The organism is Thauera carbonicopians (assembly GCF_025699485.1).
In the GTDB taxonomy this organism is placed as follows: domain Bacteria; phylum Pseudomonadota; class Gammaproteobacteria; order Burkholderiales; family Rhodocyclaceae; genus Thauera.
The window spans coordinates 246,591-267,184 of sequence record NZ_JANUXN010000003.1 but is presented as its reverse complement, the minus strand read 5'-3'; the positions used below and the strand labels follow the sequence as shown (position 1 = coordinate 267,184).

Annotated in this window: 21 protein-coding genes and 1 CRISPR repeat array; of the genes, 12 read left to right on the top strand and 9 right to left on the bottom strand. The window is 62.6% G+C overall.

Annotated features, from left to right (window positions below; all coding sequences use genetic code 11):
- The first annotated feature begins 21 nt into the window (after window positions 1-21).
- The 8 genes from csy3 (at window position 22) to NX068_RS06170 (ending at window position 10,649) form a co-directional block, all read left to right on the top strand.
- Window positions 22-1,068: a type I-F CRISPR-associated protein Csy3 gene (gene csy3, locus NX068_RS06205; protein ID WP_263460418.1), complete on the top strand. Its 1,047-nt coding sequence runs from the start codon at window positions 22-24 to the stop codon at window positions 1,066-1,068.
- A gap of 3 nt (window positions 1,069-1,071) precedes the next feature.
- On the top strand, window positions 1,072-1,635 hold the full coding sequence (cas6f, locus tag NX068_RS06200) for a type I-F CRISPR-associated endoribonuclease Cas6/Csy4 (protein WP_263460417.1): 564 nt from the start codon (window positions 1,072-1,074) through the stop codon (window positions 1,633-1,635).
- Between the two features lie 130 nt (window positions 1,636-1,765).
- A CRISPR array of direct repeats spans window positions 1,766-4,794; the repeat unit is 28 nt; unit sequence CTTCACTGCCGTATAGGCAGCTTAGAAA.
- A gap of 518 nt (window positions 4,795-5,312) precedes the next feature.
- Entirely contained in the window at window positions 5,313-6,428 is a 1,116-nt protein-coding gene (locus NX068_RS06195; RefSeq protein ID WP_263460416.1) for a branched-chain amino acid ABC transporter substrate-binding protein, read from the top strand.
- Window positions 6,429-6,504: 76 nt separating this feature from the next.
- Entirely contained in the window at window positions 6,505-7,437 is a 933-nt protein-coding gene (locus tag NX068_RS06190) for a branched-chain amino acid ABC transporter permease (RefSeq protein WP_263460415.1), read from the top strand.
- A 15-nt stretch (window positions 7,438-7,452) separates the two neighbouring features.
- Window positions 7,453-8,550, top strand: a complete 1,098-nt coding sequence (locus NX068_RS06185; protein WP_263460414.1) for an ABC transporter permease subunit — start codon at window positions 7,453-7,455, stop codon at window positions 8,548-8,550.
- Window positions 8,547-9,320, top strand: coding sequence for an ABC transporter ATP-binding protein (locus NX068_RS06180; protein WP_263460413.1), 774 nt, complete (start codon window positions 8,547-8,549; stop codon window positions 9,318-9,320). Before NX068_RS06185 ends, NX068_RS06180 begins: the two co-directional genes overlap by 4 nt.
- On the top strand, window positions 9,310-10,044 hold the full coding sequence (locus NX068_RS06175) for an ABC transporter ATP-binding protein (RefSeq protein ID WP_263460412.1): 735 nt from the start codon (window positions 9,310-9,312) through the stop codon (window positions 10,042-10,044). The genes NX068_RS06180 and NX068_RS06175 overlap by 11 nt, the downstream gene beginning before the upstream one ends.
- A gap of 212 nt (window positions 10,045-10,256) precedes the next feature.
- Window positions 10,257-10,649, top strand: a complete 393-nt coding sequence (locus tag NX068_RS06170) for a rhodanese-like domain-containing protein (RefSeq protein WP_263460411.1) — start codon at window positions 10,257-10,259, stop codon at window positions 10,647-10,649.
- Window positions 10,650-10,668: 19 nt separating this feature from the next.
- Here NX068_RS06170 and NX068_RS06165 read toward each other — a convergent pair whose 3' ends face one another.
- The gene (locus NX068_RS06165) at window positions 10,669-12,168 is read right to left on the bottom strand and encodes a YifB family Mg chelatase-like AAA ATPase (RefSeq protein WP_263460410.1); all 1,500 of its coding nucleotides are present in this window, start codon (window positions 12,166-12,168) and stop codon (window positions 10,669-10,671) included.
- 100 nt (window positions 12,169-12,268) lie between these two features.
- Window positions 12,269-12,526, bottom strand: coding sequence for an accessory factor UbiK family protein (locus NX068_RS06160; protein ID WP_004337675.1), 258 nt, complete (start codon window positions 12,524-12,526; stop codon window positions 12,269-12,271).
- 269 nt (window positions 12,527-12,795) lie between these two features.
- On the opposite strand from NX068_RS06160, the gene NX068_RS06155 reads away from it, so the two are divergent.
- Genes NX068_RS06155 through NX068_RS06145 form a run of 3 tightly spaced genes read left to right on the top strand, consistent with a single transcriptional unit; the run spans window position 12,796 to window position 15,200 of the window.
- Entirely contained in the window at window positions 12,796-13,518 is a 723-nt protein-coding gene (locus NX068_RS06155) for a TorF family putative porin (RefSeq protein WP_263460409.1), read from the top strand.
- Window positions 13,519-13,548: 30 nt separating this feature from the next.
- Window positions 13,549-13,887: a P-II family nitrogen regulator gene (glnK, locus tag NX068_RS06150; RefSeq protein ID WP_263460408.1), complete on the top strand. Its 339-nt coding sequence runs from the start codon at window positions 13,549-13,551 to the stop codon at window positions 13,885-13,887.
- A gap of 14 nt (window positions 13,888-13,901) precedes the next feature.
- Window positions 13,902-15,200, top strand: a complete 1,299-nt coding sequence (locus tag NX068_RS06145; RefSeq protein WP_263460407.1) for an ammonium transporter — start codon at window positions 13,902-13,904, stop codon at window positions 15,198-15,200.
- A gap of 323 nt (window positions 15,201-15,523) precedes the next feature.
- On the opposite strand, the gene NX068_RS06140 is transcribed toward NX068_RS06145, so the two are convergent.
- Entirely contained in the window at window positions 15,524-15,949 is a 426-nt protein-coding gene (locus NX068_RS06140) for an organic hydroperoxide resistance protein (protein WP_263460406.1), read from the bottom strand.
- A gap of 68 nt (window positions 15,950-16,017) precedes the next feature.
- Window positions 16,018-17,031: a zinc-dependent alcohol dehydrogenase family protein gene (locus tag NX068_RS06135; protein WP_263460405.1), complete on the bottom strand. Its 1,014-nt coding sequence runs from the start codon at window positions 17,029-17,031 to the stop codon at window positions 16,018-16,020.
- Between the two features lie 105 nt (window positions 17,032-17,136).
- Between NX068_RS06135 and NX068_RS06130 the strand changes: the two genes are divergently transcribed.
- Window positions 17,137-17,586 carry a winged helix-turn-helix transcriptional regulator gene (locus NX068_RS06130; RefSeq protein ID WP_263460404.1) on the top strand — a complete coding sequence of 150 codons (450 nt, stop codon included), beginning with the start codon at window positions 17,137-17,139 and terminating at the stop codon, window positions 17,584-17,586.
- A 1-nt stretch (window position 17,587) separates the two neighbouring features.
- Here NX068_RS06130 and NX068_RS06125 read toward each other — a convergent pair whose 3' ends face one another.
- The 5 genes from NX068_RS06125 to thrH form a co-directional block, all read right to left on the bottom strand.
- Complete coding sequence (locus NX068_RS06125) at window positions 17,588-17,830, bottom strand: Rossmann-fold NAD(P)-binding domain-containing protein (protein ID WP_263460403.1); 243 nt, start codon at window positions 17,828-17,830, stop codon at window positions 17,588-17,590.
- A 277-nt stretch (window positions 17,831-18,107) separates the two neighbouring features.
- A complete protein-coding gene (locus NX068_RS06120) occupies window positions 18,108-18,503 on the bottom strand; it encodes a JAB domain-containing protein (protein ID WP_263460402.1) in 396 nt (131 codons plus the stop codon).
- A 97-nt stretch (window positions 18,504-18,600) separates the two neighbouring features.
- Window positions 18,601-18,771, bottom strand: coding sequence for a hypothetical protein (locus tag NX068_RS06115; RefSeq protein ID WP_263460401.1), 171 nt, complete (start codon window positions 18,769-18,771; stop codon window positions 18,601-18,603).
- A gap of 75 nt (window positions 18,772-18,846) precedes the next feature.
- Window positions 18,847-19,722, bottom strand: coding sequence for a formyltetrahydrofolate deformylase (gene purU, locus NX068_RS06110; protein WP_263460400.1), 876 nt, complete (start codon window positions 19,720-19,722; stop codon window positions 18,847-18,849).
- 96 nt (window positions 19,723-19,818) lie between these two features.
- Window positions 19,819-20,430, bottom strand: a complete 612-nt coding sequence (gene thrH / locus NX068_RS06105; protein WP_263460399.1) for a bifunctional phosphoserine phosphatase/homoserine phosphotransferase ThrH — start codon at window positions 20,428-20,430, stop codon at window positions 19,819-19,821.
- Window positions 20,431-20,594: the final 164 nt, after the last annotated feature.

Below are 20,594 nucleotides of genomic sequence, written 5' to 3'. Positions count from 1 at the left end.
TTGTTCATAAGGAATTGCATCATGGCCAATACACCCCTCAAGACCGCCTCCGTCCTCGCCTTCGAACGCAAGCTCGACCCGTCCGATGCCCTGTTCTTTGCCGGTAATTGGGCCACCCGCGATGCCTCGGATAAATGGCAGCCCGTGAAGATCCGCGAAAAATCGGTGCGCGGCACCATCTCCAACCGCCTCAAGACCAAGGATCAAGACCCCGCCAAGCTCGACGCCGCGATCGAAAGCCCCAATCTGCAAACGGTGGACGTTGCTGCACTGCCACTGGATGCCGATACTCTGAAGGTTCAATTCACCCTGCGCGTGCTCGGAGGCGCTGGCGAACCTTCCGCCTGCAACGACGCCGACTATCGCAACAAGCTCATCGCTACGGTGCATGGCTACGTCCAGCAGCACGGCTTCGTTGAACTGGCTCACCGTTACGCCGCCAACCTCGCCAATGGCCGCTTCCTGTGGCGCAATCGCATCGGTGCGGAGCAAGTTGAAGTGCGAATGGCACACCTCCAGGATGGCCTAGCAGCAACCGAATGGCAATTTCAAGCGCTCGACCACGCAATGCGTACCCTCACTGCGCCATCGGCTGAGGCCGATGATGTCGCTACGCTTGCCAAGTTGATCGAGTCCGGCCTCGCCGGAGCTGCGCATGTGCTGCTGCAAATTACTGCCTTCGTGCGTCTCGGAGCCGGTCAGGAGGTTTTCCCCTCGCAGGAATTGATCCTTGATCGTGGCCGCGGCGATAAAAGCAAGACGCTGTACGCCGTCGGTGAGAAGGGCAAGGAGATCGCTGCCATCCATTCGCAGAAAATCGGCAATGCACTGCGCACCATTGACACCTGGTATCCCAACGCCGACGAGAACGGTCCCATCGCCGTCGAGCCCTACGGCTCGGTCACCACACAAGGCAAGGCCTATCGACAACCGAAGGAAAAGCAGGACTTTTACAGTCTATTCGATGGCTGGGTTGTCAAAGATAAAGTCCCGGCATCGGAGCAACAGCACTTCGTCATCGCAACACTGATTCGCGGCGGCGTGTTCGGTGACGCAGACAAGGGGTGAAACATGGATCACTACCTCGACCTCACCCTGCTGCCTGATCCGGAGTTCCCCGCCTCTCAACTGATGAGCGCCTTGTTCGCCAAGCTGCATCGCGGCCTGCACGACCTGCACCGCAACGATGTGGGCATCAGCTTTCCGGACGTCGAAAAAGCCGGAAGTGGCCTCGGCTCCCGCCTGCGTCTGCACGGCAATGCCGAGGTGCTGAATCAGTTGATGGCGCTGAACTGGCTAACCGGAATGCGCGATCATCTGAACATCGGTGCAACAGTTCCCACGCCGCAGCAGACCAAGCACCGTTGTGTGAGCCGCGTACAGGTCGACAGCAATCCCGAACGGCTGCGCCGCCGACTGATGAAGCGCCACAATCTCGACGCGGCAGCAGCCCAGGCACGAATTCCGGACAGTGCCGCCCAACGTAGCGACCTTCCCTTCGTCAACCTCCGGAGCAACAGTAGCGGCGAGCACTTCCGCCTGTTCATCCGCCACAGTCCTCTGCAAGACTCCGCTCAACCAGGCGCCTTCAGCGCCTACGGTCTGAGTGCCACCACCACCGTGCCGTGGTTCTGACCCTTTTTTTGGCCAAACTGTGTAGGCCTTTAAAAATCAATAACTTACACAGCCTGACAAAGAAAGGGTTAAAAACACTCGGATCAATTTTTCTCTTTAAAAAATAGCAACTTATCAGGAAAATCAGCTACTTCACTGCCGTATAGGCAGCTTAGAAAAAATGGGCGCTTATTCCTGCTGCAGACCTCTGCTTCACTGCCGTATAGGCAGCTTAGAAAGATGCGGAAAAGATCGATTACATGGCCGATTTCTTCACTGCCGTATAGGCAGCTTAGAAATCGATCGCCTTCTTGACCAGCTCGAACAGCCACTTCACTGCCGTATAGGCAGCTTAGAAAAGCAGGAACGACTCACCGTGCAGCAACTTATGCTTCACTGCCGTATAGGCAGCTTAGAAACAGCGGACAAGGTGACGGGCGAACTGATCGAGCTTCACTGCCGTATAGGCAGCTTAGAAAAGCGTCCTGCCGCCCATCGTAAGCGAACCGGCCTTCACTGCCGTATAGGCAGCTTAGAAATGCGTAGCAGGTCGGGGTGGTTCATCTGACTGCTTCACTGCCGTATAGGCAGCTTAGAAAAGGACGGCGCGGACGTGGTACCGGCGCGTCGCCTTCACTGCCGTATAGGCAGCTTAGAAATGTCGCCCATCGGCCTGGCCGCGATCGGCGCCCTTCACTGCCGTATAGGCAGCTTAGAAATGCATGGTCGAACCACCCCCGCGCGACTTCGACTTCACTGCCGTATAGGCAGCTTAGAAAAGCTCACGACCGTCTTGCCGGAATCGGCAAGGCTTCACTGCCGTATAGGCAGCTTAGAAAATCCCACCCGGAGATCTTCGTCATGGCGAGTTCTTCACTGCCGTATAGGCAGCTTAGAAATTGACGGAATGACGGGCCAGGCCGACAACAAACTTCACTGCCGTATAGGCAGCTTAGAAAAATGTGATCGGGGTCGGAACTTCTATCACCAGCTTCACTGCCGTATAGGCAGCTTAGAAAATTCACGATCACGGATGATGCGAACTTCCCGTCTTCACTGCCGTATAGGCAGCTTAGAAAACATCGGATGCACGTCCCGTAGGTCTTGCCCCCTTCACTGCCGTATAGGCAGCTTAGAAATGGCCCGCCAGCAGCGGGCCGCACCGCTTGGACTTCACTGCCGTATAGGCAGCTTAGAAAGCTTCACCGTCCTACCGCACTCCCTTCGTTCGTCTTCACTGCCGTATAGGCAGCTTAGAAATGCTACGCAGGCGACCCGTAAAGGGTCGGTCCCTTCACTGCCGTATAGGCAGCTTAGAAATTGTACAGCCGATAGCTGTAGTTGCCTTCCTTCTTCACTGCCGTATAGGCAGCTTAGAAAAGTCACACGGGCGACGACATCAACACGGAGAACTTCACTGCCGTATAGGCAGCTTAGAAAGCCGAGCACGCGCGCGCCGCTGCCCGCTGCATCTTCACTGCCGTATAGGCAGCTTAGAAATTCCTGATACGCATGGCTTTGATCATGATGCCCTTCACTGCCGTATAGGCAGCTTAGAAAAGCCCTCAGGCCGAGGGCGTCACGATCGCCGACTTCACTGCCGTATAGGCAGCTTAGAAATGAACGAGCTCGCCATCATCATCGGCGCCATCCTTCACTGCCGTATAGGCAGCTTAGAAATCATCGTCGCCGATGACAAGGTTGCCATGATCCTTCACTGCCGTATAGGCAGCTTAGAAAAAAAACCAAAGCCCGGACGCGATCGGAGCCCACTTCACTGCCGTATAGGCAGCTTAGAAAGCCGCGGGCGAAGCCGGCGTTTTGCTGGCTGTCTTCACTGCCGTATAGGCAGCTTAGAAATGTTGCCGCCTGCTTTCTACTCGCAAACCTAACTTCACTGCCGTATAGGCAGCTTAGAAAGCTTGACGATATCGAGTGTGAAGAGCGTTTTGCTTCACTGCCGTATAGGCAGCTTAGAAAGGCGTGAAAAGCTCGGGTAACGACACCTACGACTTCACTGCCGTATAGGCAGCTTAGAAATGAGCCGCTCGATTGCGGACCTCACGGCAGTGCTTCACTGCCGTATAGGCAGCTTAGAAAGTAACTCGTCGGGGCAGGTAATCGGGACCGAACTTCACTGCCGTATAGGCAGCTTAGAAATGAAGAACGCACTATGCCCGACCAACCTCGACCTTCACTGCCGTATAGGCAGCTTAGAAATTTTGCCTTGTCGTTGAGGGCGAGAGCATGCGCTTCACTGCCGTATAGGCAGCTTAGAAAGCATTGGTCGCGGTGTCGTTCAGCGTGGGGCTCTTCACTGCCGTATAGGCAGCTTAGAAAATGATGCCGCATATACGTCCGATGCGGGCAACCTTCACTGCCGTATAGGCAGCTTAGAAAGCTGTTAGCCGACGCGGCCCGGCCAGCGGCAACTTCACTGCCGTATAGGCAGCTTAGAAATTGCCCAGCCCGTCGAGCTTCGAGAAGACCACCTTCACTGCCGTATAGGCAGCTTAGAAATTCTGGGCCGATCCGATCAACGCGATGGATGTCTTCACTGCCGTATAGGCAGCTTAGAAATTCACCCTCGATCTCGTCGCGGAAGAAAGCCTCTTCACTGCCGTATAGGCAGCTTAGAAACATAAGCGAAACATTCCGCCTCGGCTGTATTTCTTCACTGCCGTATAGGCAGCTTAGAAATGTCGGTTGCGGCGGCGGCATCGTCATGCCGGCTTCACTGCCGTATAGGCAGCTTAGAAAAAGCCCGCTACACCGCGGACCGCCACGGCAAGCTTCACTGCCGTATAGGCAGCTTAGAAAACGCCCGAGGACATCCGGCGTGCGGCAGGCGGCTTCACTGCCGTATAGGCAGCTTAGAAACTTGACCTCCGCCAGGTCGTTACTCGTGGTGTCTTCACTGCCGTATAGGCAGCTTAGAAATCATAGGCGCGGCTATAGCGAGATCCTGAAGACTTCACTGCCGTATAGGCAGCTTAGAAAAATGGATTCCGGCCAACTCCAAGGCACCAGATCTTCACTGCCGTATAGGCAGCTTAGAAAGCATCAACATCGTCGGCGTGAAGGAACAGGCCCTTCACTGCCGTATGGGCAGCTTAGAAAACATAGGTGCCAATACGGCATGAGTAGACAGACATCACTACCGTATAGGCAGCCCAGAAAAACACCACGCCACAGCCGGCTTGGCGCCCCTGCACTGTCGCACAGACTAGCCACAGCTTATTGATTAACAAAAGCCACACCATCTTCGGCAACTCGAGCAATCTGCAGCCGACGCTTTACCAGACTCCAACACGCCAGCACCACCAGACACTCATCCTCCCCTTCCAGCATGCACTCGATCCGGGCAATCCACCATCTGGCACGATTTGTGCATCGCACCATCCATATCCGATGCACCAAAAGGCTTGCACGACTCGAGTTTTGCCTTTCTCCGCACAAGGCACTGGCATTTGCCGCTGCATTGCAGCACCGGGAGATGGCGCAAGGCCTCACGACGGAGCATATCTGCGCCCCGTTTTTGTGCAGAATACGCAAACTTTTGCCACATGGCGGACGTGCGCAGCAGTGGCAGGGGGACAGGGGCCGGGCAGGGTTCGGCCTCGACGAGGGGAGACAAGGCCTCGCGGATGCATCGGACAACATCATCAGTCATCACTTGGGCTCGCAGGAGATCAAACATGAAGCAAACCATCGTCGCACTCGCAGTCATGAGCATTGGCCTGAGCGCTGCCCATGCGCAGCAGGTCGTCAAGCTCGGCAATGCCGCGCCGCTGACCGGCACCATCTCGCACCTGGGCAAGGATCTGGAGAACGGCACCCGGATGGCGATCGAGACGGTCAATGCGCAGGGCGGCGCCGACATCGGCGGGCAGAAGGTCAAGTTCGAACTGGTCGGCGAGGATGACCAGGCCGACCCGCGCACCGGTACCACGGTGGCCCAGCGCCTGGTGGATGCGGGCGTGAAGGGGGTGGTCGGCCATCTGAACTCCGGCACGTCGATTCCAGCTTCGCGCATCTATGACCAGGGCGGTGTGCCGCAGGTGTCGCCGGCTTCGACCAATCCCAAGCTGACGCTGCAGAACTACAAGGGCGTGTTCCGCACCATCGCCAACGACGTGCAACAGGGCGGCGCGCTGGGCGATTTCGCGGTGAAGACGCTGGGCGCGGCCAAGGTGGCGATCATCGACGACCGCACTGCCTACGGCCAGGGCCTGGCGGACGAGACCGACAAGGCGGTGAAGGCGGCCGGCGCCCAGGTGGTGGCACGTGAGTTCACCACCGACAAGGCGACCGAGTTCAACGCCATCCTGACCAAGATCCGCGCCGCCAACCCGGACGTGATCTTCTTCGGCGGCATGGATGCCCAAGCCGGGCCGATGCTACGCCAGATCAAGCAGCTCGGCATCAACGCCAAGTTCATGACCGGCGACGGCGGCTGCAGCCCCGAGATGATCAAGCTGGCGGGCGATGCGATCAGCTCGACCACGTATTGCTCGATGGCCGGCCTGCCGATCGAGAAGATGCCGGGCGGCGCCAAGTTCCGCGAGGACTACCAGAAGCGCTTCGGCGGCAACGTGCAGGTCTATGCGCCCTATGCCTACGATGCGGCGATGGCGATCATCAAGGCGATGGAGCGCGCGGGTTCGGTCGAGCCGGCCAAGTACCTGCCCGAGCTGAAGGCCACCAACTTCGACGGCGTGACCGGCAATGTTTCCTTCGACGACAACGGCGACCTGAAGGAAGGCGCGGTCACCGTCTACCAGTTCAAGGACGGCGACTGGGTCGCACTCTGAGCGACGGCCTGCCCCCGCGCACCGCCGTGCGGGGGCAGGATCATTCAATCCTTCCTGAAAGCGCTACCCGTCGACAATGGAAACCCTCATCCAGCAACTGATCAACGGCCTGGTGATCGGCAGCGTCTATGCGCTGATCGCCCTGGGCTACACGATGGTCTATGGCATCCTCGGCCTCATCAACTTCGCCCACGGCGACGTGCTGATGGTCGGTGCGCTGACCGCCCTGCAGACCATGATGTTCCTGATGGGCGTCGCGCCCGGCATGTCGCCGATCTACATGCTGACCATCGCACTGATGGTGGCGATACCGGTCTGTATGACCCTGGGTTTCCTGATGGAGCGGCTCGCCTACCGGCGCTTGCGCAACGCCCCGCGGCTGGCGCCGCTGATCACCGCGATCGGCATGTCCTTCCTGCTGCAGACGATCGCGATGATCATCTGGGGCCGCAACTACCACACCTTCCCGCAGCTCATCTCGACCACGCCGCTGCAGCCGATCGAGGGCGTGTTCATCACCCCGGTGCAGGTCATCATCATCGTCGCTTCGGCCGCGATCATGATCGGGCTGTCGCTGCTGGTGACCCGCACCCGCATCGGCCGCGCGATGCGCGCCACCGCCGAGAACCATCGCGTCGCCAGCCTGATGGGGGTCGACACCAACGCCATCATCGCCTTCACCTTCGTCGTCGGCGCGGCGCTGGCCGCCGTGGCGGGGGTGATGTACGCCAGCAACTACGGCATCGCCCACTACGGCATGGGCTTCATGCCGGGCCTCAAGGCCTTCACCGCCGCGGTGCTGGGCGGCATCGGCAACCTGGGCGGCGCGATGCTCGGCGGCATCATGCTGGGCCTGGTCGAATCCTTCGGCGCGGGCTACATCGAACACCTCACCTTCGGTTTCCTGAACTCGTCCTACCAGGACATCTTCGCCTTCATCATCCTGGGCCTGGTGCTGATCTTCAAGCCCACCGGCCTGCTCGGCGAACGCGTGTCGGACCGCGCATAAGGGAAGCCCACGACCATGAACGAACTCGTTTCCGCCGTGCCCTGGCTGGGCAAGCGCAACCCGATGGCGGCGCGCTGGCTCATCATCATCATCGCCCTGGTCGCGCCGATCATCGCCTGGCAGTTCGGCCGCAGCTGGGTGCGCATCCTCGACTTCGCCCTGCTGTACATGATGCTGGCGCTGGGCCTGAACCTGGTGGTGGGCTTCGCCGGCCTGCTCGACCTGGGCTACATCGCCTTCTACGCGGTGGGCGCCTACACCTTCGCCTTCCTCGCCTCGCCGCACTTCGACATACACATGCCGTTCTGGCTGGTATTGCCGCTGGGGGCGGCCTTCGCCGCGCTGGCGGGAATCATGCTGGGCTTCCCGGTACTCCGATTACGAGGAGACTATTTAGCGATCGTGACCCTGGGCTTCGGCGAGATCATCCGCATCTTCATGCTCAACCTGAACTACCCGGTCAACATCACCAACGGGCCGCAGGGCATCAACATGCTCGACCCGATCAACCTGTTCGGCTGGGATCTGTCGCGCAATCTGCAGGTCACCGAGACCTTCTCGATCAATTCGCTGTTCCTGTACTACTACTTCTTTCTGCTGTGCGTGGCCGGCTCGATCGTGTTCATCCAGCGCCTGCAGATCTCGCGCGTCGGCCGCGCCTGGGCGGCGATGCGCGATGACGAGCTGGCGGCCAAGGCAATCGGCATCAACACCCGCAACATGAAGCTGCTGGCCTTCTCGCTCGGCGCCACCTTCGGCGGCGTCGCGGGCGCGCTGTTCGGCGCCTTCCAGGGCTTCGTCAGCCCCGAGAGCTTCAGCCTGATGGAGTCCATCGCGGTGCTGACGATGGTGGTGTTCGGCGGCATGGGCAACATCGCCGGCGCCATCGTCGGCGCCTTCGTGCTGGCGATGCTGCCCGAGATCCTGCGCGACATCGCCATTCCGCTGCAGCAGACGCTGTTCGGCACTGTGATCCTCGACCCCGAGGTGCTGCGCATGCTGCTGCTGTCGCTGGCGATGATCCTGATGATGCTGCTGCGCCCCACCGGCATGATCCCGGCCCGCGCGCGCTACGCCCACCCCGAGAACATGAAGCGGGAGGGTGCGCTGTGATCACGCTGCTCGAAGCCCGCAACATCGGCAAGCGTTTCGGCGGCCTGCAGGCGCTGACCGACGTCTCGCTGACGATCAACAAGGGCGAGGTCTACGGCCTGATCGGCCCCAACGGCGCCGGCAAGACCACCTTCTTCAACGTGCTGACCGGCGCCTACACGCCGGACGGCGGCGAGTTCGTCTTCAACGGCAGCGAGTTGCCGGTCGGCAAGCCGCACAAGATCGTCGGCCGCGGCATCGCCCGCACCTTCCAGAACATCCGCCTGTTCCGCGACCTGACCGCGCTCGAGAACGTCATGGCCGGCCACCACATCCGCACCAAGGCGGGCGTGTGGGGCATCCTGACGCAGAACCGCCACACCCGCGAGGAAGAGCGCCTGACCACCGAGCGCGCTTACGAGCTGCTCGACTATGTCGGCATCGGCCGCTTCGCAGAAGTGGTATCGAAGAACCTGTCCTACGGCGACCAGCGCCGGCTGGAGATCGCCCGTGCGCTGGCCACCGAGCCGCAACTGCTGGCGCTGGACGAACCCGCCGCGGGCATGAACGCCACCGAAACCGCCCAGCTCAAGCTGCTGATCGAGCAGATCCGCCACGACGGCGTCACCGTGATGCTGATCGAACACGATGTGAAACTGGTGATGGGCCTGTGCGACCGCGTCGCGGTGCTGGATTTCGGCAAGAAGATCGCCGAGGACGTCCCCTTCGAGGTGCAGAAGAACGAAGCGGTCATCGCCGCCTACCTGGGCGGAGGCAAGCATGCACACTAATCCCACGTCTCCGCTGCTGCAGTTGCAGAACCTGCAGATCGCCTACGGCGGCATCCAGGCAGTGAAGGGCATCGACCTCGACCTGTGGGCCGGCGAACTCGTCTGCCTGATCGGCGCCAACGGCGCCGGCAAGACCACCACGCTCAACGCCATCGCCGGCGTGCTGCCGATCGCAGGCGGCAGCATCATGTACCAGGGCGACAAGCTCAACGCCGTGCCGGCCCACCGGCGCCTGCGCCGCGGCGTCGCGCTGGTGCCGGAAGGGCGCGGCATCTTCACCCGCCTGACGGTGGAAGAGAACCTGCGCATGGGCGCCTACACGCGCAAGGACAAGGCCGGCATCGAGGCCGACCTGGAGCGCGTCTACACCATGCTGCCGCGCGTCAAGGAGCGCCTGCACCAGGTCGCCGGCACGCTGTCGGGCGGCGAGCAGCAGATGGTCGCGATCGGCCGCGCGCTGCTGTCCCGCCCCAGGCTGCTGCTGCTGGACGAGCCTTCGATGGGGCTGGCGCCGCTGGTGGTGGAGAAGATCTTCGAGGTCGTGCAGTCGGTCGCCCGCGACGGCGTCACCATCCTGCTGGTCGAGCAGAACGCCAACCTGGCGCTGGAATTCGCCCAGCGCGGCTACGTGATGGAGTCGGGCAAGGTCACCCTCACCGGCTCCGGCAGCGAGCTGCTGGCCGACCCGAAGGTGCGCGAAGCCTATCTGGGCGAGATCGCCTGAGGCCGGGGGCGTCCATGGCTGGGCGGGCGCCGCTGCGCTGAGAGCCCCTGACCGGGCGTCCCTGGTCGGGAGTTCCTTCGCGAGCCTCCCTCTTCCTTCCAGGGAAAGGGGAAAGTCATACCGTTCCCATGCGGCCTGCCCTGCCCGGAGCGCTTCCGCCGTTCGTACATTCGTTGTTCAGAATATAATCCTGCACTCCAGGAGAACGACGCATGAAGCAGATCACCCCCAAAGAAGCGCATGCCTTCCTGCAGGCGAACCCGGAAGCGCTGCTGATCGACGTGCGCAGCGAAATCGAATACCTGTTCGTCGGGCATCCGGTCGGCGCGATCCACGTATCGTGGAACGACGGCCCCGAATGGGAGGTGAATCCGCATTTCGTCGGCGAAGTGCGCAAGCTGGCCGGCAACGGCGGCGGCCGTCCGATCCTGCTGATCTGCCGTTCGGGCAATCGCTCGGAAACGGCCGGCGAGGCCTTGCTCGAGGCCGGCTTCGAAGACGTCTACAACGTGCAGCACGGCTTCGAAGGCGAACTCGATGAACATCATCACCGCAACTCGGTGAGCGGCTGGCGCTTCGACGGCCTGCCGTGGGAGCAGTGCTGAGGGGCGGGCCGGCCCGCGCTCAGCGCCCATCCAGGCTGCGGCGGTACTGGATCGCCTCGGCCATCTGCGCCGCACCGGGCCGTGCGGCACCTGCCATGTCCGCCAGCGTGCGCGCCACGCGCAGGACGCGGTGATAGGCCCGCGCGGAAAAATCCAGCCGGCTCATCGCCTGCTTCAGCAAGGCCGCACCGTCCTGGTCCGGCATGCAGAAACGCTCCACGCCGCGGCTGTCGAGCCGGGCATTGACCACGCCCTGACGCTCGATCTGCACCGCCCTCGCCTGCTCGACCCGCGCCCGCACTTCCATCGACGATGGCCCGGGCGCAGCCGAAGCGAGCTCTTCGTGCTCCAGCACCGGCACTTCCACCACCAGGTCGATGCGGTCGAGCAGCGGCCCCGACAGGCGCCCGCGGTAGCGTGCGATCTGCTCCGGCGTGCATCGGCAGGCCTTGCGCGGATGGCCCAGAAAGCCGCAGGGACAGGGGTTCATCGCCGCCACCAGCTGGAAGCGCGCGGGAAACTCCGCCCGCCGCCGCGCCCGCGATACGCTGATGCAGCCGCTTTCCAGTGGCTCGCGCAGGGATTCGAGTACACGGCGGTCGAACTCGGGCAGTTCGTCCAGGTACAAGACGCCATTGTGGGCGAGGGAAATCTCGCCTGGACGCGGCGTTGTGCCACCGCCGACCAGCGCCGCCGCCGAAGCGGAATGATGCGGTGCGCGCATCGGCCGCTGCGCCCAGCGCGCGGCGTCGAAGCGGCCTTCCAGCGAACTCACCGCCGCCGTTTCCAGCGCCTCGGCTTCGGACATCGGCGGCAGCAGGCCGGGCAGGCGCTGCGCCAGCATCGATTTGCCGGTACCCGGCGGCCCGAACAGCAGCAGCGCATGGGCACCGGCTGCGGCCACTTCCAGCGCGCGGCGCGCCTGTAGCTGGCCGCGCACGTCGGCCAGGTCCGATCCCCGGACAGGCTGCAGCAACGGGCTGCTGCACGGCTGCGGCGCCAGCGCGGTGTGGCCGTTCAGATGAGCCGCCACCGCGCACAGGCTGCCCGCCGGCAGCACCGTCGTCTCCCGTGCCAGCACCGCTTCCGCGGCGTTGGCCGGCGCCACCACCAGCGCATGTCCCCCGCGTCCGGCCGCCAGCGCCACCGCCAGTACGCCGCGCACCGCGCGCAACTCGCCGTTCAGCGACAGCTCACCGCAGAACTCCAGGCCGTCGAGCAGCTTGCCGGACACCTGGCCGGAGGCAACGAGGATGCCCACCGCGATAGCCAGGTCGAAGCGGCCGCCTTCCTTGGGCAGGTCGGCCGGCGCCAGGTTGACGGTGATCCGCCGCTGGGGGAACTCAAACTGCGAAGTCTGCAGCGCGGCGCGCACGCGGTCGCGCGCCTCGCGCACTTCGGTATCGGGCAGGCCGACGAGGCTGAAGGCAGGCAGGCCATTGGCCAGATGCACCTCGACCGTGACCTCGGGGGCATCGAGGCCGTCGAGCGCGCGGCTGCGCACGAGCGCGAGAGACATGCGGTTCTCCGGACTGGACGGATCGCCAGTCTAGCGGGAACGCATCGATGACAAAAGATTAAGCCGGCATCATCCAGGAGATGGCGGCCGGGGGCGACGCTCAGGCCGGCTTGTCGCCCTCGCCGGCGCGCGCACGTTCCAGCTCGGCGACGCGGGCTTCGAGTTCGGCGAGCTTCTGGCGCGCGTGCGCCAGCACTTCGCGCTGGACTTCGAATTCCTCGCGCGTGACCAGATCGAGCTTGCCGAAGGCGCTGCCGAGCATGGCCTTGACGTTCTTTTCGATGTCGCGGGCAGGGCTGTTGGCTGCCAGTTCGGAGAGCTTGGCGCCGATTTCGTCGAGGAAGCGCGGAGTAGACATGAGCGTGTATCGATGGCCGGTGATGGATGGTGAAAGTCTAGCACGCCCGCCCGATCGGCCACCGGCGCACCGTGCTGGCTCAAATGCACCACTTTGGTGCGTCACGCACCAAGTTGCGCCCGATTCCTTTGCGCGGCGCAACAAAAACACCCGGCAACACAGCGCCCTCCAGGCCGAAACCCGCATGAATCCTGGTGTTCCGGGGACTGGCACGGGGCCTGCTAAAGACTGTTCGTCGGAAATCCAACTTCCTCTGCCAGGAGAGCACCATGCACAAGACGCTTGCTGTATCCGCCCTCATCGCCGCGCTTCCATGTGCCGGCATCGCCCATGCCGAGGACAGCCCCTTCTCGGCCAACGTGAGCATCGTCTCGGACTACGCCTACCGCGGCATCAGCCAGACCGACGAGCGCCCGGCGCTGCAGGGCGGCTTCGACTACACGCATTCGAGCGGCTTCTATGCCGGCGTGTGGGCCACCAACGTGTCCTGGATCAACGACGCCGAGGTCAGCAAGTCGTCCGGCAACAGCCTGGAAATCGACTTCTACGCCGGCTACGCGGGCGAAGCCGGCCCGATCGGCTACGACGTCGGCCTGCTGCAGTACTACTACCCCGGCAGCTACGGCTCGGTGTGGAAGGCGGAAACCGGCATGACCAAACCGAACACGCTGGAAGGCTACCTCGGCCTGTCGTGGGAGTTCCTGTCCTTCAAGTATTCCTACGCCTTCACCGACCTGTTCGGCCTGCGCGACTCCGAAGGCAGCCAGTACTACGACCTCGGCGCCGAATTCGAGCTCGGCGCCGGCTTCAAGCTCGACCTGCACTACGGCTACAACGACATCAAGGGCGGCGACGACTATGACGATTGGAAGCTCGGCGTCACCAAAGAATTCGGCGGCTTCGACTTCGGCCTGCACTACGTCGATTCCGACATCAAGCACTCCGACCTCGCCGACGAGCGCTTCATCCTGTCGGTCAGCAAGTCCTTCTGACCGGCCAGCCCGCAGAACTGGAGAAAAACCATGAAATTCATCGCAGCCATCATCAAGCCCTTCAAGCTCGACGAAGTGCGCGAAGCCCTGTCCGCCATCGGCGTGCAAGGCATCACCGTCACCGAGGTCAAGGGCTTCGGCCGCCAGAAGGGCCACACCGAGCTCTATCGCGGCGCCGAATACGTCGTCGATTTCCTGCCCAAGGTGAAGATCGAGGCCGCCGTGGCCGACGACATCCTCGAACAGGTCATCGAGGCCATCGAAAAGTCCGCCGCCACCGGCAAGATCGGCGACGGCAAGATCTTCGTCTTCGATCTGGAACAGGCCATCCGCATCCGTACCGGCGAAACCGGCCCGGACGCGCTGTAAGGGAGCACATCAAAATGAAAAAGCTGTTCGCACTCCTGCCGGCCCTGTTCGCCGCCGGCAGCGCCTTCGCCCAGGACGCCGCCGAAGCGGCCCCGGCACTCAGCGCCGGCGACACCGCCTGGATGCTGACCTCGACGATGCTCGTCATCCTGATGGTCATCCCCGGCCTCGCACTGTTCTACGGCGGCCTCGGCCGCGCCAAGAACATGCTGTCGGTGCTGATGCAGGTCTTCATGATCTTCTCGACGATCACCATCCTGTGGGCCATCTACGGCTACAGCCTCGCTTTCGGCGGTGAAGGCACTTTCTACGGCGACTTCAGCAAGCTGTTCCTGAGCGGCATCACGCCGGACACCATGTCCTCGGCGCTGAGCACCATTCCGGAATACGTCTTCATCTCCTTCCAATCGACCTTCGCCGCCATCACCTGCGCGCTGATCGTCGGTGCCTTCGCCGAGCGCATCAAGTTCTCGGCGGTGATGATCTTCAGCGTGCTGTGGTTCACCTTCAGCTACATCCCGGTTGCGCACATGGTGTGGGGCGGCGGCCTGCTGGCCCAGGACGGCGCGCTCGACTTCGCCGGCGGCACCGTGGTGCACATCAACGCCGCCGTGGCCGGCCTGGTGGGCGCCTACATGGTGGGAAAGCGCATCGGCTTCGGCCGTGAATCGATGGCACCGCACAGCCTGACCCTGACCATGGTCGGTGCCTCGCTGCTGTGGGTGGGCTGGTTCGGCTTCAACGCCGGCTCGGCCGGTGCCGCCGACGGCATCGCCGGCCTCGCCTTCATCAACACCATCCTCGCCACCGGCGCCGCGACCGTGTCGTGGATCACCGGCGAAGCGGTGCTGAAGGGCAAACCCTCGATGCTGGGCGCCGCCTCGGGCGCAGTCGCCGGCCTGGTCGCCGTGACCCCCGCCGCCGGCTTCATCGGCCCGATGGGCTCGATCGTCCTCGGCCTGATCGCCGGCCTGGCCTGCCTGTGGGGCGTGGGTGGCCTGAAGCGCATGCTGCGGGTGGATGACGCCTTCGACGTCTTCGGCGTCCATGGCATCGGCGGCATCGTCGGCGCCATCCTCACCGGCGTGCTGGCAGCCCCCGGCCTGGGCGGCACCGGCGACGCGGACTTCTCGATCGCCTCGCAACTGTGGATCCAGACCTACGGCGTGATCATCACCATCGTCTGGAGCGGTGTCGTCTCGCTGATCGCCTACAAGCTCATCGACGTGATGGTCGGCCTGCGCGTGTCGGAAGAGGAAGAGCGCGAAGGCCTGGACATCAGCGCACACGGCGAATCCGCCTACCGCATGTAACACCACCGCTGTCACCTGCGAAGCCGGCCCCTCCCCTGGCTTCGATCTCCACCGGCGCCCTGCGAGGGGCGCCGTTTTTCATCGTCCATGCTGCCGGAGTCGCCTCGGCTCCGGCAGCGCCTGCCGACGCAAGCTATTTCGATGGCTTGCGCGACCATGTGCGAAAGGCCGCCAAACCCGCTACCCGGGCATGAAGCGCAAACCCGTCGTCCCGCGCGAACAGGCCAACCGGGATGTGGACGACGCAGTTGCCTGCTACCTGAGCGAAGCCACCGAGACCGTGGCGCTCGGCTTTGTCGACGCGCTGGGGCATGCCTACCGGCTCATTCCACCGTCACGTTCAGCGCCACGTCGATGTTGCCGCGCACCGCATTGGAATAAGGGCAGGTCTTGTGCGCCTGTTGGGCCAGTTCTTCGGCCGTGGCCTGATCTACGCCGCCCAGGCGCACAGTCAAGGCGGCGCTCAGGAAGAACGATTTGTCTTCTGCCTGGTGCAGGCTGATCTGGTTCTCCACTTCCGAGTGCGCCAGGGTGATCTTGCGGCTTCGGGCGATATGCTTGAGTGCCGAGTGGAAGCAGGCGGCATAGCCGGCAGCGAAAAGCTGTTCCGGGTTGGTCCTGTTGCCGGCGCCGCCCAACGATTCGGGATGAACGAGATCGAGGTCGAGCAAACCATCTTCACTGCGGACGTGGCCGTTTCGGGCGTCGCCCGTGGAAAGCGCAGAGGTGGTGTAGAGCGCGTTGGACATCATGTTTCCTCTGTTGGTTGAAAGCGGGACCGTCTCGCTGGATCGAGGAGCCACCGTTCATAGACCGATCAAAGTGCGTAGTCCAGTCCGATCTTGCCGAAGTGCCTCCCCGCCTGCTGCAGACGGAAAGCATCGGCGATGTCGCGCAGGGCGAAGTTGCGGTCGATCATCGGGCGGATACCAGTCGCATCGAGGGCGCGCACCAGTTCCATCTGGTGTTGGCGGCTACCTACACCGATGCCGGTGACGCGCTGCTGGCGCGCCATCAGTTCGATGGTGGGCACCACGCCGGCAAAGCCGGTGAGCATGCCGATCAGCGCGATGTGCCCGCCGATGCGGGTTGCCTTTATCGATTGCGCCAGCGTCCCGGGGCCACCGACCTCAACGGCCAGATCGACACCGCGCCCGGCGGTGATCTCCAGCACCCGTTCGGCCCATTCCGGCTGCTCGTGGTAGTTGATGAGATGATCTGCGCCCAGTTGGCGGGCCCGTTCGAGTTTTTCGTCCGAGGAAGAGGCCAGCAGCACCGTCGCACTCGCCGCTTTGGCGAGTTGCAGGGCGAATATGGAAACCCCACCGGTGCCCAGCAGCAGCACAGTGTCGCCAGGCTTGATGCTGCCTTCAACCACCAGCGCCCGCCAGGCGGTCAGGCCGGCGGTGGTCAACGTGGCCGCCTCGACATGGCTGTAACCCTTGGGTGCATGCGTAAAGGCGGTAGCAGGGCGCACTGTCACTTCGACGGCATAGCCGTCGATGCCGTCCCCCGGCGTGTGTGCGAACCCGGCAAACTGCGGTTCGCCGGCCAGCCAGGGCGGGAAGAAAGTGGAAACTACCCGGTCGCCCACGGCGAACTCGCTGACCCCGGTACCAATAGCCTCAACCACACCGGCGCCGTCGGACAGCGGAATGCGGCCATCGGCGACCGGAAGTTGCCCCAGCACCACCGCCAGGTCATGGGCGTTGAGCGAACTGGCGTGCAAGCGCACGCGGATTTCTCCGGGTCCGGGCGCGCCGGGATCGGCCAGTTCAACCTGCTCGAAGTGCTCCAGGCCAAAGGGGCTGCGCAAACGAATGGATTTCATACTTGGGGAGCCTCTCTTTCATAAGAACCGGAAATTTGACTTGCGGTTTGCGCTGCACTCTAATCCTGTTCATTCCAATCAGTAAGTACGCACCTTGGGGTTAGTATGAAAAGCCACCCTAGCGCTAGCCCGCTTTCCGACCTTTCTGCCCAAACCTCGGATGACGGGACATTGACCTCGCGCGTTCGGCGCGGAGATCTCTTCATTGGCCCCGGAAACTGCGAATCGCGCGAAATTTTTTCCCACATCACCAGCCTGTGGGGCGTTTTGTGTCTGATCGCATTGCGCGATGGCACTTTGCGCTTCAGCGCACTGCGTCGAAAGGCCGGCGGGGTCAGCGAGAAAATGTTAGCGCAGACGCTGCAGCGCCTGGAAGCGGACGGATTGATCCGCCGGACCTCCTATCCGGTTGTCCCACCGCACGTCGAGTACGACCTAACCCCCCTAGGGGAGGAAGCGGCCGCGCATGTCGCCGCACTTGCGGATTGGCTTGAAATCAATCTTCCCCGTATCAGGCAGGCTTCCAGCCGCCGTACGCACCCGCCCAGGGTCTAGATCAAGCGGCCTTGAGTCCATCCAGCAATCGATCCAGCCAAATAAGCGCCTCGGTCAAATCCCCGGAATGGTCGCGCACCGGCACGCGCGATTTCTTACTGGCCTGGAGTTTTTCGATGACCAGCGCGTTCGTGAAGCTCTGCGTCTTGCCTGGACCATAGAATTCAGGAGCCCGGCCAATGAGTACAGGAATCTCCCCCCGCGCTATCTCTTCAAACACCTCGGACACAATGACCGCACGCACCCTGCCCTTGCGACCAACCGGAGCGAAGGGCGTTTCCTAACTGCGCTTCCCACAACTCCGTGTCCGGCGACAGGCCGGCCGTGAAGTAGACGGATGCTGCTTGCCGGGCGGAATTACCCGCCCGTTCCGGGGCACGGCGCAAGCAGCCAGAGGTCAGAGACGGCTGCCAGGACGCAAGCGCGCGGGGCGCACGCAGCCCTTGACGGCGAGCATGCAGGCCAGTAAGGGCCGGAGTTGCACCGCCGGGCGCAGCAAAAAAGGGCCGAAGCCCCCTCGGTCAGATCAGGCCACATTCGGCGAAGGACATGGCGCTACTGCCAGCAACGATGACCGCTGCCGAATTGAACCACAGCGTCTCCCAGATCGGCTCGCGCGGATACGCCGATGCACCGTCAATGGTGCCGCGGAATATCTCTGAGTATTCGATCAGCTCCCCGAGCAGGCCCGAGGCGAGCTTGCGGCGCTCGCCGGCAATCATGCGGTACAGGACGGCCTGCAGGAGTATCTTGCATGGGAAGCTGGACATCACCGTATCCCGCAGTTCGATGGTCTTGGTCTGGGATTGCGCCAACTCCACAGCGGTCTTGGTGAGTTTGATTTTTGCCTTGACGACTCCTCGGAAACCCCGGTTTCCAAGAGCCGCATGAGGCCACGAGGACAGAAACCGGATCAAGCTTCGGAAAGCACCGGCATATGTTGAATTCGCCTGAATTTTTGATAAGCCTGCTTTAGCGGACTTCGGCGTTGTCCAGCGAGCTACCGGGCTGGAGTCATGCCGGAATAAAAATACCCGCTTTTTCGCGGGTATAGTTTTCGATTTCCTGCTTCGATCGTCGATCGCGTTCTTCGCGGCGCTTGTTCTTGTGAACCGCATGCCCGCAGTCATTGAACAGGATCGGAATCAGGGCATTCCGAGGCTTCAGGCGCTTCTGCTTCTTCATTTCTCCATGCTCCAGGCAAGATGACCGGTTCATGCCTTGGTCACCATCGTCCCGAGCAAGTTCGCGGCGCAATGCTCAGCGGAACACGATCGTCTTGTTCCCATGCACCAGCACCCGGTCTTCCAGGTGGTAGCGCAGACCGCGTGCCAGCACGGTCTTTTCGATGTCCTTGCCGTAGCGGACCATATCCTCGACGGCGTCGGAGTGGTCGATGCGGATCACGTCCTGCTCGATGATCGGCCCCTGGTCCAGGTCGGCGGTGACGTAGTGGCAGGTGGCGCCGATCAGTTTGACACCCTTGTCGTAGGCCTGGTGGTAAGGCTTGGCGCCGACGAAGCTGGGCAGGAAGCTGTGATGGATGTTGATGATGCGGCCCGGGTAGGCGGCACACAGGTCCGGCGACAGGATCTGCATGTAGCGGGCCAGCACCATGGTGTCGCCGCGCACTTCCTCGAACAGGCGCTGCACTTCGGCGTAGGCGGCGGCCTTGTTGTCGGACGTGACCGGCACATGATGGAAGGGAATGCCGTGCCATTCGACGACGCCGCGGAAGGTGTCGTGGTTGGAGATCACGCAGGGAATCTCGATGTCCAGTTCCTTCGACTGCCAGCGCGCTAGCAGGTCGTACAGGCAGTGCTCCTGCTTCGAGACCAGGATCACGACCCGCTTCTTGACCGCGCTGTCGGTGATCTTCCACTCCATCTGCAGCTCTTCGGCGATCGGGCGGAAGCGCTCGCGGAACTCGCTCAGCATGAAGGGCAGCGAATCGGCGCGGATCTCGATGCGCATGAAGTAGCGGCCGCGGTTGGCGGCGTCCAGCGCCGGTTCGGCATGCAGCGCAGTTTCGAGAATCCAGCCCTTGTGTTCGGCGATGAAACTCGACACCTTGGCGACGATCCCGGTGCGGTCGGGGCAGGAGGCGGACAGGGTATAGAAACGTTCGCGGTGCATGGTCGGGTACTGCAGAAAAGAAGTTGAAAGGCGCCGGCTCGGAGAACGGCGGCGCAGCGGGCACGCCGGGCGCCCGCCGAACGATGCGTGCGAACCTCAGCCCGCGCGGGCGAAAGCCTTGTCGATCTCGGCGCGCAGGCCAGCGTAGTCGCGCACCACCGGATACTGCGGGAATTCGCGCACGACGTTTTCCGGCGGGTGGAACAGAATGCCGCCGTGGGCTTCGCCCAGCATCGCGGTGTCGTTGTATGAATCACCGGCGGCGACGACCTTGAAGTTGAGTTCCTTGAAGCGCCTGACCGCCTCGCGCTTCTGGTCGGGCATGCGCAGGTGGTAGTCGACCAGAACGCCTTCGTCGTCGGCTTCGAGGCTGTGGCAGAACAGCGTCGGCAGGCCGAGCTGCTTCATCAGCGGCTTGGCGAACTCGTAGAAGGTGTCGGACAGGATCACGACCTGGTAGGTGTCGCGCAGTTCGTCCAGGAACTGCCGCGCGCCTTCCATCGGCCCCATGCTGGCGATGACTTCCTGGATGTCGGGCAGACCGAGCTTCTTCTCCGCCAGAATGCCGAGGCGGTACTTCATCAGCGTGTCGTAGTTCGGCTCGTCGCGCGTGGTGCGGCGCAGTTCGGGGATGCCGGTGCGCTCGGCGAATTCGATCCAGATTTCGGGAACCAGCACACCTTCGAGGTCTAGACAGACGATACGCACCGTACGCTCCTGCGGGCAAGATTTTGGCAAAACGGCGATTCTAGCATCCGTGCCCCACGCCAAAGAGCCGCCCCTTCGCACACATGCGGCGGAGCGTGCGCAACTTCTCGCCTTCGAACCGGTGCCTCTGGCCTATGTCGACGACAAGTCCGATACTCCCGGCA

Excerpts from the sequence above, each read along its gene's own strand:
- NX068_RS06145 (WP_263460407.1), top strand. The coding sequence starts at position 13,902 with ATGAAAAAGCTGTTCGCACTCCTGCCGGCCCTGTTCGCCGCCGGCAGC.
- glnK (WP_263460408.1), top strand. The coding sequence starts at position 13,549 with ATGAAATTCATCGCAGCCATCATCAAGCCCTTCAAGCTCGACGAAGTG.
- NX068_RS06135 (WP_263460405.1), bottom strand. The coding sequence starts at position 17,031 with ATGAAATCCATTCGTTTGCGCAGCCCCTTTGGCCTGGAGCACTTCGAG.
- NX068_RS06195 (WP_263460416.1), top strand. The coding sequence starts at position 5,313 with ATGAAGCAAACCATCGTCGCACTCGCAGTCATGAGCATTGGCCTGAGC.
- NX068_RS06185 (WP_263460414.1), top strand. The coding sequence starts at position 7,453 with ATGAACGAACTCGTTTCCGCCGTGCCCTGGCTGGGCAAGCGCAACCCG.
- NX068_RS06155 (WP_263460409.1), top strand. The coding sequence starts at position 12,796 with ATGCACAAGACGCTTGCTGTATCCGCCCTCATCGCCGCGCTTCCATGT.
- NX068_RS06160 (WP_004337675.1), bottom strand. The coding sequence starts at position 12,526 with ATGTCTACTCCGCGCTTCCTCGACGAAATCGGCGCCAAGCTCTCCGAA.
- NX068_RS06175 (WP_263460412.1), top strand. The coding sequence starts at position 9,310 with ATGCACACTAATCCCACGTCTCCGCTGCTGCAGTTGCAGAACCTGCAG.
- NX068_RS06130 (WP_263460404.1), top strand. The coding sequence starts at position 17,137 with ATGAAAAGCCACCCTAGCGCTAGCCCGCTTTCCGACCTTTCTGCCCAA.
- cas6f (WP_263460417.1), top strand. The coding sequence starts at position 1,072 with ATGGATCACTACCTCGACCTCACCCTGCTGCCTGATCCGGAGTTCCCC.
- NX068_RS06115 (WP_263460401.1), bottom strand. The coding sequence starts at position 18,771 with ATGAAGAAGCAGAAGCGCCTGAAGCCTCGGAATGCCCTGATTCCGATC.
- NX068_RS06140 (WP_263460406.1), bottom strand. The coding sequence starts at position 15,949 with ATGTCCAACGCGCTCTACACCACCTCTGCGCTTTCCACGGGCGACGCC.
- purU (WP_263460400.1), bottom strand. The coding sequence starts at position 19,722 with ATGCACCGCGAACGTTTCTATACCCTGTCCGCCTCCTGCCCCGACCGC.
- NX068_RS06170 (WP_263460411.1), top strand. The coding sequence starts at position 10,257 with ATGAAGCAGATCACCCCCAAAGAAGCGCATGCCTTCCTGCAGGCGAAC.
- NX068_RS06190 (WP_263460415.1), top strand. The coding sequence starts at position 6,505 with ATGGAAACCCTCATCCAGCAACTGATCAACGGCCTGGTGATCGGCAGC.
- NX068_RS06165 (WP_263460410.1), bottom strand. The coding sequence starts at position 12,168 with ATGTCTCTCGCGCTCGTGCGCAGCCGCGCGCTCGACGGCCTCGATGCC.
- csy3 (WP_263460418.1), top strand. The coding sequence starts at position 22 with ATGGCCAATACACCCCTCAAGACCGCCTCCGTCCTCGCCTTCGAACGC.